This window comes from Neiella holothuriorum (assembly GCF_019457915.1).
Taxonomy (GTDB): Bacteria; Pseudomonadota; Gammaproteobacteria; order Enterobacterales; family Neiellaceae; genus Neiella; species Neiella holothuriorum.
Genome location: NZ_JAHZSS010000005.1, coordinates 53,056 through 67,387, shown reverse-complemented (window position 1 = coordinate 67,387; position 14,332 = coordinate 53,056). Strand labels below are relative to the sequence as shown.

General features: G+C 47.7%; 8 protein-coding genes. All 8 read left to right on the top strand.

Annotated features, from left to right (window positions below):
• The first annotated feature begins 6 nt into the window (after positions 1–6).
• The 8 genes from K0504_RS06100 (at position 7) to K0504_RS06065 (ending at position 14,264) form a co-directional block, all read left to right on the top strand.
• A complete protein-coding gene (locus K0504_RS06100) occupies positions 7–2,670 on the top strand; it encodes a glycoside hydrolase family 16 protein (RefSeq protein ID WP_220103291.1) in 2,664 nt (887 codons plus the stop codon).
• Between the two features lie 78 nt (positions 2,671–2,748).
• On the top strand, positions 2,749–5,667 hold the full coding sequence (locus tag K0504_RS06095; protein WP_220103290.1) for a TonB-dependent receptor: 2,919 nt from the start codon (positions 2,749–2,751) through the stop codon (positions 5,665–5,667).
• Between the two features lie 184 nt (positions 5,668–5,851).
• Positions 5,852–7,456 (top strand): glycoside hydrolase family 30 protein, encoded by a 1,605-nt coding sequence (locus K0504_RS06090; protein WP_220103289.1) that lies wholly within the window; start codon positions 5,852–5,854, stop codon positions 7,454–7,456.
• A 666-nt stretch (positions 7,457–8,122) separates the two neighbouring features.
• Positions 8,123–8,809 carry an HAD family hydrolase gene (locus K0504_RS06085; RefSeq protein WP_220103388.1) on the top strand — a complete coding sequence of 229 codons (687 nt, stop codon included), beginning with the start codon at positions 8,123–8,125 and terminating at the stop codon, positions 8,807–8,809.
• A 36-nt stretch (positions 8,810–8,845) separates the two neighbouring features.
• A complete protein-coding gene (locus K0504_RS06080; protein WP_220103288.1) occupies positions 8,846–9,808 on the top strand; it encodes a sugar-binding transcriptional regulator in 963 nt (320 codons plus the stop codon).
• Between the two features lie 92 nt (positions 9,809–9,900).
• Positions 9,901–11,667 (top strand): purine-cytosine permease family protein, encoded by a 1,767-nt coding sequence (locus tag K0504_RS06075; protein ID WP_220103287.1) that lies wholly within the window; start codon positions 9,901–9,903, stop codon positions 11,665–11,667.
• Between the two features lie 96 nt (positions 11,668–11,763).
• Positions 11,764–13,329: a mannitol dehydrogenase family protein gene (locus K0504_RS06070; RefSeq protein WP_220103286.1), complete on the top strand. Its 1,566-nt coding sequence runs from the start codon at positions 11,764–11,766 to the stop codon at positions 13,327–13,329.
• The gene (locus K0504_RS06065; RefSeq protein WP_220103285.1) at positions 13,329–14,264 is read left to right on the top strand and encodes a carbohydrate kinase family protein; all 936 of its coding nucleotides are present in this window, start codon (positions 13,329–13,331) and stop codon (positions 14,262–14,264) included. Before K0504_RS06070 ends, K0504_RS06065 begins: the two co-directional genes overlap by 1 nt.
• The last annotated feature ends 68 nt before the right edge of the window (positions 14,265–14,332 follow it).

The following is a 14,332-nucleotide window of genomic DNA, read 5'->3' as shown; positions in this document are numbered from 1 at the left end:
ATAATAATGAAAAATCCACGAATAAAGTACCTAGCAGGACTCGTGTTTTCATCGTTACTCGCGGCCACTTCACTAAGTGGTTGTGGCAGCGATCCGGACACAAACTACAAAGAAATCGATGTTTCACAACCCACCGATGATTGGAGTTTAGTTTGGAGCGATGAGTTTGATGGCAATAGCATTGATGATGACAAATGGAATCATGAAGTCAATTGCGAAGGCGGCGGCAATAACGAGAAGCAATGCTATACCGACTCAGCCGAAAACTCGTATGTCGCAGATGGCTATCTTCATATCGTTGCACAACCTGCCGAAGACGGGGCTGAGTTGCCATACACCTCAGCGCGCCTAACGACTCAAAATATTGCGGATTGGAAGTACGGCCGAATTGAAATGCGTGCTAAGGCTCCTTATGGACAAGGTTCGTGGCCTGCATTTTGGATGATGCCTTCTGATAGCGTTTATGGTGGTTGGCCTCGCTCTGGTGAGATCGACATTTTTGAAGCGGTAAACCTGAAAGTGAGTGATGACGAAGGTAACGTCGAATCGAGCATCTACGGAACGCTTCACTACGGTCAGGCTTGGCCTGATAACAGCCATACTGGCGCTGAGTATGTGTCGCCAAATGGTAACCCCGCTGATGACTTTCATACCTATGCCATTGAGTGGCAAGAAGGCGAAATTCGCTGGTATATGGATAACTATCTGTATGCAACACAACGGGCATCTGAACCTGCGTATAACGCCGATGGTGAAGCCTACACTCTCAAGCATCGTGGCTGGTTTACCCAGCAATACAACCCAGATGGCGAGCTAGAAACGGTTTGGGATGCATCTCCTTTTGACCAAGAATTCTACCTGATTTTGAACTTCGCTGTGGGCGGAGATTGGCCCGAATACACGAACGACACAGGCATTGATGAGGCTGCATTTGCAGAAGGCCAGTCGTACATCATCGATTACGTTCGCGTCTATGAATGTGCGTCGGGAACAGATTTAGGCACTGGCTGTGAAACGATTCGTGCAGGTTACGATCAGTACGAAGACGAAAGTGACGTTGGTTCGTTGCAAGTTGGTGAAGCACCATATCCCGTGATTGAGAGCGATGAAGCTGAAGACTTAGTCGTCTGGGCTGATTCAAGCTACACCGATTGGTCGCCGTGGGATTGCTGCGGTGGCACGGTTCCTACGGTTGAGATTGATGATGATGCTTACGGCGAAGTCATCGAGTTTGTCATTAATAACAATGATGGCACCGTAATGGGCTTTAGTGCTCGCTCAGATGCCGGCGGCGCACAAGAAATGTATGACGGTACGGCTGCCGAAGCGACAGGTACCTTTAGTTTCGATATGAAAGTTGTTGATGCGCCGACTGATGCGGAAGCCACTTGGAGCTTCAAAGTTGAGAGCAACAACGCTGATACAGCCGCTGCATTTAGCCTTAACGAGAGTGCTGAAGGACTCGATCCGGTTGTTGGTCAATGGCAAACCTATACCTTTAGCTATCAGCAAATGTCGGAAGCAGGGCTAGACCTTAGCGCCATCGATGTTGTCATGGTTTACCCATCTTGGGGTAAAGGCGCTGATGCGGTGTACCGTATTGATAACGTTGAATTCAATACCAATATGGGCTCAGCTGAACTGATCATCTACGAAGAAGAAGAAAATGCTGCTTGGCCTGCTTGGGATTGTTGTGGTGGTACTACGCCAAACCAAGAAGTCGATGACGATGCTGATCATAACAACACCATCGAGTTCACCATTGGTGAAACGGCAACGGTCGTTGGTTTTAACAGCAAGATTAGTGATGACCCTGATACAGCCAAGTTTGATGCATCATCAATTGTTGATGAGGGTGTCGTAACCTTCGATATCAAAGTTATTGATGCTCCCCTTGATTCGTCAGCCGTTTGGACTTTCAAAATTGAAAGTAATGACGCCGATAGTGCCGTTGAACTTGCTTTTACGGAAAGTGCTGAAGGTGTTGTACCAGAAACGGGCGAATGGCAAACCTATACCTTCCCGCTGGCCTCGCTTGCTGATTTAGGTCTAGATGTCAGTGCGATTGACGTCATCATGGTGTTCCCAAACTGGGGAGCCGGTAATGGTGCTGTTTTCCGCATCGACAACATGAAAATTTATGATCCGACAGCTAGTTCTCCATCGTCTAGCACATTGGACTTATTTGTCGACACAGTAGCGGATAGCTGGACTACGTGGGATTGCTGCGCAGGCTCGACCCCAGCTGAAGTTGAGGCAGATGAAGCTGAATACGGCACCGTTGCTCAGTTTGAAATTGGCTCAACCTCAACAGTCGTTGGGTTTCTAGCCGACGATGGCGTTTACTTCGATGCTTCGTCAATCGTCTCTGACGGCTACGTGCAATTCGAAATGAAAGTTCTGTCTATGCCAATTGATTCGTCTGCCGCATGGAAATTCAAAATTGAGTCTGGCGATGCTGCTACCGCGGTTGAGCTTGACCTTAATGCCAGTGTCGAGGGAGCTGATCCCGCCGATGGCGTTTGGCAAACATACACCTTCATGCTGTCCGATTTACTTTCCGCAGGTTTAGATGTGGCCAACATTGATGTGGTCATGATTTTCCCTGCCTGGGGTAGTGGCGAGGGCGCTAAATTCCAAATCGATAACGCAGTCATTGCAAACGATTAAACATACATAGCGAGGCCGAGTGACTTGTTAATCATTAGTCACTCGTCTTGACACAGCAAAGAATTTAAGAAGGTAGTTATGAATACTAATAACTTTAAAAAAACTCGTATAGCTTGCGCCGTATCGCTGTTACTTGCAGGCACTGCGATGACCTCTGCTTTTGCAGAAGAAGCGGCGGTAACTGATCAAGCGGACGAGGCTACGGAAGTCATACTCGTCAAAGGAATTCGAGGCAGCTTAATGCGGGCTGCAGATATTAAACGCGAAGCTCATGGTGTTGTTGATGCCATTTCGGCCGAAGAGATGGGCAAGTTTCCTGATACCAACTTGGCTGAATCTCTGCAACGTATTACCGGTGTTTCGGTCAGTCGAGCTAATGGTGAAGGTAGCAAAATCACGGTACGCGGCTTTGGACCAGCTTTTAACTTGGTGACGCTCAACGGGCGCCAAATGCCAGCAACAGGCTACAGCCGGTCTTACTCTTTGGAAAACCTATCCTCTGAAGGGGTTAGTTCATTAGAGCTACATAAAACTGCAACGGCCGACCTGCCGACCGGCGGGTTAGGTGCAACCGTTAATATTGTCACGGCTAAACCGCTTGATAACCCGGGCCAGCGCTTTTCTGTCATGGCCAAAGGTATTCACGATACATCTAATGAAAATGGCGATGACATCACGCCAGAAGTGTCGGCGATTTACAGTAATACCTTTATGGATGATCGCCTGGGTGTTTCGTTTACCTTGTCGCATCAGCAGCGAGATTTTCAGCAGCAACATGCGTACATGCAAGGTTGGGTTCGTCAGACTGACGACGATTTACCGACGCTCAGTGAAGAAGACTTCATTGATAACCGGACCACAACCGATGGTTACTTGTGGCTGCCAAAAGACATGCATTATGGCTTCACCGACACGGAACGAGAAAAGACCAATGCTCAGTTCACCGTTCAGTTTATTCCGGTTGAAGGCTTAGTCGCGACTCTGGACTACACCTATACCGATGCTCTAACAGAAAGCTCTAAAGTGGGTTGGGGCATTTGGAACAACTTCGGTAGTAACTTGTTGTCGTTTGAGTTGGATGAAAATGGTACAGCGGTTTATGCCGATATTGCCGGCAATGACTCTTCAGTTAGTCAAACACAGACCTATTCGGATGTTGAGGCTAAGTCCATAGGCTTGAATCTGCAATGGCAGATTAATGACGACTGGGAAGTTGCACTTGATTACCATAATTCAACGAATGAGAGCGTTGAGGGCACCGCTCAGATGATCCTTGGATCAGATGAGCTGAGTTCGAAGGAATACGATTACCGTTCCGGCGAGATCCCTCAGTTTTCTGTCAATTGGAACAATGGCAGCAATACGCTTGAAGCAAGTGAAATTGATTCGAACTTTGGTCAATTTATTCACACCCCAGGCGAGACGGAAATTGAACAAATTCAATTTGATGCGACTTGGTATAGCACCTTTAACACGCCATTGGTAAGCATTAAAGCGGGCCTTGCTTACACCGAAATGGAGTCAGCGGGCACCAGCGCTTGGAGTGGTTTACGCGGCGGGGCCTATTTGGGCGGCTATGAAGCTGTCATGCCTGATAGCATGTTCACTCGCCATGGCACTGGCGGTTTTCTTGATGCCTTTAATGGCGGCGGAAGTGATCTGCAAACCGATTACTATTACACCTTCGATTTTGATGAAATGATTGCTCGCCACGAAGCATATTTCACTGAAGATGAAGTGGGTAGTAATTACTTCTCAACCGATCCTTACTTCGATGGAACCGACTCTGATGAAACCGTTTACGAGGATACGTTTGCCATTTACGCAAGCAGCGCGTGGGAATTCGATATTAGCGATTACCTGTTGACCATGAATGTGGGCTTCAGATATGAGCGTACCGACGCCGAGAGCAAGGTATTGCAAGACGTTGAAGAGCAGGTGGTCTGGGCGAGCCCTTCTGAGTGGATTATGAAGTATGAAGATGGCGATCAGACGTTCTACTCCGAGGAAGGCGATTACTCCATGTTTTTGCCAATGCTCGATCTTAAGCTCGATATTACCGATGACTTAGTGGCTCGTTTCTCGGCGGGCAAAACGATGTCCCGTGCGCCACTAGCATATTTGGCCGGTGGCCAGAGTCTTAGTGGTAGCCCTAAACCTGGCGCTCGCAATGGTAGTAAAGGGAACACTAACTTACAGCCATTTGATTCAGTCAATATCGATGTGACGCTTGAGTATTACTACGATGATGCCAACTACGCTGCGATTGGCTGGTTTAAAAAGGATGTTGATAACTTCATCGTTATTGAAGAGTCACTGCAAACCGTTGACGGGCTTTATGATGTCTACGGTGGGCAACGGTATAATTTAGCCTACAACGAGCTAGTTTCTGAGGGCGTAACACCAACAGAAAATGATATCTACTGGTGGCTGATCGACAACGGTTATGGCAACTCTGACAACGAAATTGAGCCAGATTCTGCAACAGATGAACTCATCGAATGGACGATTGAAGAGCCCGTCAACAGTAACAGTAAGACAGTTGATGGTTTTGAAGTTGCAATCCAACACTTGTTTGGAGAGTCGGGCTTTGGCTTTGGCGCAAACGCGACCTTTGTTGATGGTGATGTTGAGTATGATCCGACGATTGTTGGTACTCAGGCTCCGTTAGAAGGGCTAAGTGACTCCGCTAACCTTCAAGGGTTTTACGAGAAGCATGGCTTGTCAGCAAAAGTAACCTATGCGTGGCGCGATTCTTATTATGCCGGCATGGGACAAGACCAAGGTTCCGCCAACGAACCTCAGCAAGTGAAGGAGTTTGGTCAAATTGATGTCAGTATCAACTATGACATCACAGAGCAGCTAACCGTATTCTTCGAGGGCATCAACCTCAACGACGAAACCGAGCAAGGTTATGGCCGCTATGAAGAGCAGTTTATGTACGCTCGTCAGTACGGCCCTCGCTATGCGCTAGGCGTTCGTTACGGTTTTAACTAAGCAGCGACAGGCTAACAATCACGTGTTTTGTGATTGTTAGCTCTTGGCGAACAGCGTCATAAGTTTTGTTGTTGTTCGCCTATCCCCTTTATTCAATAACCCACAAACGTTGTCGCTTGCATTGAACAAATCTGATGCTCGTTACAACCATGAATAAAATTAGATCGACGGACTACTAATTAACATGACTCACACTAAATATCGTAACTCGTTAATTGCTCTGACATGCGCTTATGGCGGTTTAACCGCTTGTTCATACGTTGAAGAACAGCCACAAGTTGATCAGCAAGCCTTTGCCGCAGCTGTTTATCAAACATCATTTGCGGGAGATAACTTAGCGCTAATTACGACGTTAGATGCATCACAAAACACTCAGGTTAAGCCAAACACCATTAGCCTTAACTTACTGCCTGAAAGAGAGTTCCAGCAATATTATGGGTTTGGTGCTTCATTTACCGAGTCTTCGGCGTGGAACTTAGCGGCAATTCCCCAGAGCCAACGCCGAGAAGTACTGACTCGACTATTTAGCCCTACTGAAGGCGCCGGATTTACCTTAACTCGCACACATATCAACAGTAGTGATTACTCAAATAACCACTATTCATACGTTGAGGAAGGTGATGACAGTCTCTCTACGTTTAGTCTTCACGAAGATTTGAAAGGATTTAGCGGCGATGAAAATGTGCAAGTTAGAGGGATTGAACTTGACGATCCTAGTTATGACTTGATTCCCATGATATTGGAAGCCATGTCAATTGAAGGCGCCGATTTCAACATTATCGCGTCACCTTGGAGCCCACCATCTTGGATGAAAACGGGTGAAACTGCGGAAATGACCAATGGTCACTTAAAGCCTGAGTATCAGCCAGTTTGGGCAAAGTACATTTCAAAATACATCACCGAATATCAGAAACAAGGGATCCCGATTTGGGCCATTACGCCACAGAATGAACCATTGCACGCCCATGATGCTCGTTGGGATAGTAATGGCTGGACCGGCGAACAAGCGCGAGTTTTCCTACGCGATCATTTAGGTCCGCAACTAGAAGCCGATGGTCATCTTGATGTAGCTGATTTAGAAGCTGGCGTGCGGGTTCTCATTTATGATCACAATAAAAGTGAAATGAATGAATACGTTGCGCCTACTTACTCTGATCCTGAAGCGTCAAAATACGCTTGGGGAACTGGCTTTCATTGGTATACCAATTCTGAATTAGCGAACAACAACTGGTACGCTGATGAGTTAGCGACATTGCAAAAAACGTGGCCCAGCAAAGCGATGATCCATACCGAGTCGAGCATTGATATTGATGCGAATGACCCGATTGGACAGTACTGGCGCGACAGTACTGATTATGCTGGCACCTTCGTCCCGTTTGATACTTATGCATATGACATTCTTACCGATCTCAACCACGGTACCCAAGGGTATGTTGAATGGTGCGCCATACTGAGTCACAAAGGTCAGCCCAACCCTTATGACAACTTTAATAGTGCGCCGGTACTCATAAACCCAGAAACTCATCAGGTTACTTATACGCCACTTTACTATTTACTGAGTCACTTCAGTAAATTCATTCGCCCAGGCGCACACCGTATTGGCGTTGATGGCGATGTTGTTGACGGCGTTAAATACACCGCAGCTAAAAACGTTGATGGCTCCATTGCTGTAGTCGTTTTCAACCGCAATGATAAAGAGCTGGACTTAAACATTGTGCTGGAAGGCAATCAATATTCGGTTCAAATGGCGCCAAGAGCGATGCAAACCATTCACTTGCATGCTCGCTAAAACACAACCGTTTTATCCAAACCGCAATATTGCGAATAGCCCTGTCATTTGACGGGGCTTTTTAGTGAATTAGAGATCCGCCTAACTCAACGCCGTGACGTCTTGTAAACACCTCCTGAGATCGTGCCTTTTGGTTTGTTGAGCAACACAATGAGGGGGAGGGCGCTGCCCAACATTACTCTTGAGAAGTTAAACATTGCGGCGTGAATGTGACGGGTGTTTTCTTCTTCTCTTAGGTAGATCTCCAATGCCAGCGACGAATGCTGGCGCGTGCCATCAATCATCCGTTCAAACCCGCTCAAATCAGATGAACGCGCAGCTAGGCGCTTTCGCTAACTGTGCTCACGTTTGCAGTCAAAACACTTCGAGCTACAACGGCAACGATACGCAATAAATCTAAATATCGAGTAAAGGTAAGCTCTGGTTACTGATGTCACTCGATAACCTGTTGTTTATTCTCACGTTGTTCATTTATGTATATAAATCTTTAAAAATTCGTATGAAACCAGTTAGTTATGTTTATGATTCGACCTGCTGCCCATCCCGTTTGACTATTTTTGTGCGCTATCCCGCATTCTGATAACCCGCTGATTGATTAAAAAAGAATCGAATATGATTATGTGCTCATTGGTTGGGCAAATGCTCAATGTGGTTTTTGTCGAAATGATGATACGAGGATTAGCAGTGAACCCAGAATGTGTGATTTTTGATTGCGATGGCGTGGTGATTGATAGTGAAATTATCAGCGCCACTGTGCTCATTGAAAAATTGGCGCAGCAAGGCATCAATATCGATACCCAGCATGTCCAGCAACATTTTCTGGGGGCGAGTTTTGAGTCAGTAAAAACAAAAATCAAAAACCATTTCGGTGTCGATCTGGCCGACTCCTTTGAGCACGAATACCGCCAACAATTGCTAGCAGCGTTTGAAACGTCATTGCAGGTGACCGAGGGGTTTAAAGACACGTTAAAACGACTTCGCCGGCCATACTGCATCGCAACTAGCAGCAGCATTGAGCGCACGGCTCGAGCACTTTCTATTGTTGGCCTAACTGAAAATTTTGCCGGTTGGGTGTTTACCGCTCAGCAAGTTAAACACGGCAAACCCGCACCAGATTTATTCCTTTATGCGGCGCAACAAATGGCAATTCCTACCCACAAATGTCTTGTTATTGAAGATAGCTATTTTGGTGTGACCGCTGCACTGAAAGCTGGGATGGTGCCGCTGCATTACCGGGGCGGCAAACACTTGAATAACCAAATAACAGAAGTGACCGAACGTTACCCAAATGTTGCCGTTCTTGAGCAATGGCAACAGTTTGAACAGCACTATCCATCACTTTTTTTAGCCTAATTTTTGAACGTATTAAGCCGAACTTAGGAGCTAGCAGTGACGACTAAATCGAACAGTGAACTGAAACGACTAGAAGACGCAGCCCGAGCCGGGTGGCTTTATTACGTGGGCAAAAACACCCAAGAGGAAATTGCTCAAAAATTAAAAGTATCGCGCCAGTCTGCCCAGCGCTTGGTGACACTGGCTGTGACCGAAGGCCTAGTGAAAGTTCGTTTGGATCATCCGATTGCTAAGTGCATGGATTTGGCACAAGCGTTAACCGAGCGGTTTGGCTTGGTCGATTGTGAAATTGTTCCTAGTGATCCGGCTTCACCGTCTGCCATTACTGGTTTAGCTCAGCGCGGTGCGACGATTGTCGAGCGCTACTTAAATTCTGGTATGCCAACAACCTTGGCATTTGGTACTGGCCGAGCACTAAAAAGTATTGCTGATGAAATGCCAGCGATGAATTGTCCACAACACAAATTGGTCTCTCTGGTGGGCAATATGATGTCCGATGGTGCGGCGTCACAATACGACATCGTGGTGGGAATGGCTAACCGCACTCAAGCGCGTCATTACCCCATGCCATTGCCGGTTGTCGCTGAATCTACCGCCGAAAAAGACACGCTCCATAACCTCCATGCTGTGCAGAGCATCTTGGCATTAGCCGAGCAAGCCGATGCATGTTTCGTGGGCGTTGGTCATATGGGCGAACAGCCGCCGCTGCTTGTGGACGGATTTATTTGCCAAGCAGAGCTCGATGAGCTGAAGCAAGCCGGCGCTGCGGGCGAAATCATTAGCTGGGTTTATGACCAGAATGGCCGTTTGTTACCCAATACGATTAATAGCCGAGTTGCCAGCGCACCGATTATTGCTGCGCCCAATAAGCCTGTTTATGGCGTTGCAGCCGGCGAAGATAAAGTTTCTGCAATGGACTGTGCCTTGCGAGGGCGTTTGATCAACGCACTGATCACCAATGAGTACACCGCTGAACAAATTTTAAAGCGAACCCCTTAGCGCTTTGCTCAGCAATTCATACGTCGTGAATGAGTCTGCAAACTTGCCACGATGATTTTAAATGACACGCAGGATTAGTTGGAGAGTTCATCATGACAACTAAACAGTCCACCTCATCATTCGCCAATATGAATGAAGAACAAATGCCAGTAGCTAAGCACAAGCTCCATGGCTGGAAACACTTCGCAGGTCTATATGCGGGTGAACATGTTGCAGCCACTGAATTCGTGATTGGCGCCACGTTCGTTGCCTTAGGTGCCAGTACCAGAGACATTCTTTTAGGCTTGCTTATTGGTAACTTACTGGCCATGTGTTCATGGTGGTTAGTGACCACGCCAATTGCGGTTGAAACCCGCATGAGCCTGTATAACTACCTGAATAAAATTGCCGGTAACTCCATGACCAAGCTCTATAACTGGGCCAACGTGGTGATATTTTCGGTGATTTCAGCCGCCATGATTACCGTCTCGTCAACGGCGGTGCGGTTCTTGTTCGATATTCCGGCGCAGCTCAATTGGTATCCCAATAGCTTCTGGTTTGTGGCTATTGTGCTGGCAGTTGGCTCCATCGTGGTATTGGTCGCTATGTATGGTTTTACCACCGTGGCGGATTTCTCAAAAATTTGCGCACCGTGGCTCTTTGTTATCTTCATCTCCGGCTCGTTTGCGTTGTTTCCTGCTTTGTCTAATCACGTACTGGGTACCACAACCATTGGTTCTTGGGGCGACTTTTTACAAATAGGCGATACCTCGATTTGGACTGGGACCAATGACCAAGGCGAGTCGGGTATCGGTTTGCTGGAAGTGATTGGCTTTGCCTGGGCGGCCAACTCCATCACTCACTTTGGCCTGATTGATATGGCGATTTTGCGCTACGCCAAGAAGAAAAGTTACGGCTTGTTTTCTGGCGTCGGCATGTTCTTTGGCCATTACTTAGCGTGGATCTCCGCCGGTATTATGGGCGCTGGTGCTGCCGTGTTGTTGCAAACCTCAATTACTCAGCTTGATCCGGGCGATGTTGCTTATCATGCGCTTGGCTTCTCTGGCTTCGTCATCATCATCATTGCTGGCTGGACAACGGCTAATGCCAATTTGTATCGGGCAGGGTTAGCGGCGCAATCTATTTTCACCAGTGTGTCGCGTAAGAAAACCACGGCAATCGTCGGCATTGCTACGGTGATTATCGCGTGCTTCCCATTTGTATTTACCAAGATGTTGCCGCTACTAACGTATGCGGGCCTATTAGTGGTGCCGGTTGGTGCCATCGTGTTCGCTGAGCACGTGTTGTTTCCAAAAATTGGTTTGACGCGCTACTGGGCCAAGTATCAGAACCTTGTCTTTAGTGTGCCTGCGGTTGCTAGCTGGGGATTAGCCTTGGTGTTCGGGTTTGGTCTCAACGCTGTCGATGTGATGTCGTTCTACTACCTGTTCATTCCAACGTGGCTGTTCACCATTGTGGTTTATACGGTGCTGGCTAAACAGTATGGCGCGGGCAAAGACTACAGCGCAGAAATCAAAGCCGAAGCATTAGAGCAAGAGCAAATCGAAGCGTACCAAGCAACGTTAGCGCAATCAGCGTTACCCGCCGAAGTGGTGGATAACAGCTTAGTTAGCCGGTTTCTGAATGCGGCATCGTGGCTGTCGTTAATCGTCATTAGCATCTTTGCTGTTCAGGTGATGTTTTTCAGCCCCTCGCTCGACATTTATACCGGCAATAAAGCCACCTTCGAGTTTTACTGCTTTATTGGCACCATTGTGTATTTCGTGACCTCGTATTTGGCATTACAGCGGCAAAAAAAGCTTGCGCTGCAGACGCAGCAGCAAGCCATCGATAGCCAAGCTTCACCCGTCATGCTGTAAACCGACGGCATACCGGGTCTCAACCGATTTTCGAATAAAGCTCAGTCAATGAATGGTTGGCTGAGCAATGACAAAGACGTGATAGGAGTTGTTCTAATGACAACCGAAAACCCACACAAGACTTCGCAGCAAACGATTGAATTGAAACAAGCTAGCCTTGCCAAGTTACCGGCTGCGATTGAAGTACCCAATTATGACCGTAGCAAGCTCTCTGCCGGCATCGTCCATATTGGCGTCGGCGGCTTCCACCGTGCTCATCAGGCAATGTACATCGATCAGTTGTTACAGCAACCGGGTAATGAGCAATGGGCAATCTGTGGTGTTGGCTTACTGGAAGCTAACCGTGAGTTAGCGCAAATCCTCAAGCAACAAGACTACCTTTACACCCTGATTGTTCGTCATCCGAACGGAACGGTCGAAAATCGCGTGATTGGCGCAATGATCGACTTCTTATTTGCGCCGGATAGCCAACAAGCCGTAATCGATAAGCTAGCTAGCGAAACGACCAAAGTGGTGTCGCTAACCATCACCGAAGGCGGTTATCACTTTAACCCGGCGACTGGCGAGTTTGATGGCAGCCACCCAGATATTCAGCATGATGCATTGAACCCAGCGCAACCTAAAACCACCTTTGGTTATTTGGCGGCAGGCTTAAAGGCACGCCGAGATGCGGGTTTAAAACCGTTTACGGTTCAGTCGTGTGACAACATTCAGCACAACGGCGCTGTCACGCGCAAAATGTTGCTGGCGTTTATCGAACTATTCGATACCGATTTGGCTCGTTGGGTTGCTGAGCATGTTTCGTTTCCAAACGGTATGGTCGACCGCATTACGCCGGTTACCACTGACAACGACATCAATTATCTTGCCCATGAGTTTGCTATTGACGATCGTTGGCCGATCACGTGTGAAGCCTTTAGTCAGTGGGTTATTGAAGATGACTTCTGTAATGGGCGCCCTGACTGGGATCGCGCTGGTGGGCAGTTTGTTACTGATGTCACGCCCTACGAGAAAATGAAGATTCGATTGCTGAACGCTGGCCACTCGGTGCTTGGCTTACTGGGGGCAATTCATGGTTTTGCGACGATTGATGAAGCGGTCTGCGATCTACTATTTGCCCGTTACTTAAGAACTTTTATGGATGATGAAGTAACGCCGCTGCTAGATGCGTTGCCAGGCATTGATTTAACGGCCTATAAAGACACGTTAATTGAGCGCTTCTCGAACCCCAACATCAAAGACAGCTTGGCGCGCATTTGCCTGCAGAGCTCGGCTAAATTGCCGAAATTTCTAATTGCCACCGTGCAAGAAAACTTATCACGTGTTGCCGATTCTCAGTTGGACTATAAAGCCGAATGCCAAATCGAATTGGCAACCTTAGTGTTGGCGAGTTGGTGTTTATATAGCGACAAACGTGTGGATCAGCACGGCAATGCCCTTGAAATTAGCGACGATATGGCACAGGAGCTTCATCACCATGCAGCCAACACTCAAGCCGATCCACTCGCTTTTCTAGCGATAGAAGACTTGTTTGGCGATCTCAAACACAATGCCACATTTAGTCATGTTTACCGCCAGTGTATTGCGCGTTTGTATGCGCCAAATCTAGCCATTAAAACGCTAATGGAAGATCAGTTGAGCGCGAGTGTGGAGGTTGAGTGATGACCGCATTAATCCCAAGATTGAGTGAAAACCCAAAGCCGACAATTAGCTGTTTTGGTGAAGTCTTATGGGACGTGTTTCCAGACGAGCGCCGCGTTGGCGGTGCTCCACTGAACGTGTGCCTTCGCCTAAATGCGCTTGGCTTGCCTGCGAAAATCATTAGCAGTGTAGGGCGCGATGCCCTTGGCGCGGAGTTGCTGGACTTTATCAAAGGGCGCGGTGTCGCAACCGATTTGGTATTGCAACATCCAACCAAAGCGACCAGCGAAGTGCGGGTTACGCTCGATAGTAAAGGTTCGGCCAGCTACCAGATTGTTGAAGATACGGCATGGGACAACGTCGCGCCAAGTGACGCGTTATTGGCGGCGGTATCATCTGCTGATGCGTTTGTCTTTGGCAGTTTAGTGGGGCGAGCCGATTGTTCGTACAACACCCTTCAACAGATGCTCAAAGTGGCAAACTTCAAGATCTTTGATGTCAATCTACGCGCGCCGCACTACACCATTGAAAAACTCATTTCGTTAATGGAACAAGCAGATTTCATCAAGTTAAACGATGAAGAATTGCTGGAAATAGCCGCCCATCTTGGTTCGCCGTTTCACGGTCTTGATCAGCATTTGGAGTTTGTGGCGGAGCGCACCAACACGCGCTTTTTGTGCGTTACCCAAGGGGCTCATGGCGCTATTTTAAAACTCGATGATCAGTATGCTTATCATGCTGGTTATCACGTTAAAGTGGCTGATACTGTGGGCGCGGGGGATAATTTCCTTGGTGCGCTGATCTATCAGCTATGTACCCACGATAAACCGCAGCAAATGCTAAATTTTGCCTGTGCAGTGGGTTCTATGGTGGCGCAACGCGCAGGGGCTACGCCAGAACTGAGTTTGGCTGATATCGAGCATTTCATTAACCCAATCAAAACCGCTGAAACTTGACGCAAAACAATGGACACGCCACAGTGACTGCTCATGTTGAACGCTGAATGACAGTTCGGCTTGAAAGG

Excerpts from the sequence above, each read along its gene's own strand:
- K0504_RS06090 (WP_220103289.1), top strand. The coding sequence starts at position 5,852 with ATGACTCACACTAAATATCGTAACTCGTTAATTGCTCTGACATGCGCT.
- K0504_RS06095 (WP_220103290.1), top strand. The coding sequence starts at position 2,749 with ATGAATACTAATAACTTTAAAAAAACTCGTATAGCTTGCGCCGTATCG.
- K0504_RS06065 (WP_220103285.1), top strand. The coding sequence starts at position 13,329 with ATGACCGCATTAATCCCAAGATTGAGTGAAAACCCAAAGCCGACAATT.
- K0504_RS06100 (WP_220103291.1), top strand. The coding sequence starts at position 7 with ATGAAAAATCCACGAATAAAGTACCTAGCAGGACTCGTGTTTTCATCG.
- K0504_RS06075 (WP_220103287.1), top strand. The coding sequence starts at position 9,901 with ATGACAACTAAACAGTCCACCTCATCATTCGCCAATATGAATGAAGAA.
- K0504_RS06085 (WP_220103388.1), top strand. The coding sequence starts at position 8,123 with ATGATACGAGGATTAGCAGTGAACCCAGAATGTGTGATTTTTGATTGC.
- K0504_RS06070 (WP_220103286.1), top strand. The coding sequence starts at position 11,764 with ATGACAACCGAAAACCCACACAAGACTTCGCAGCAAACGATTGAATTG.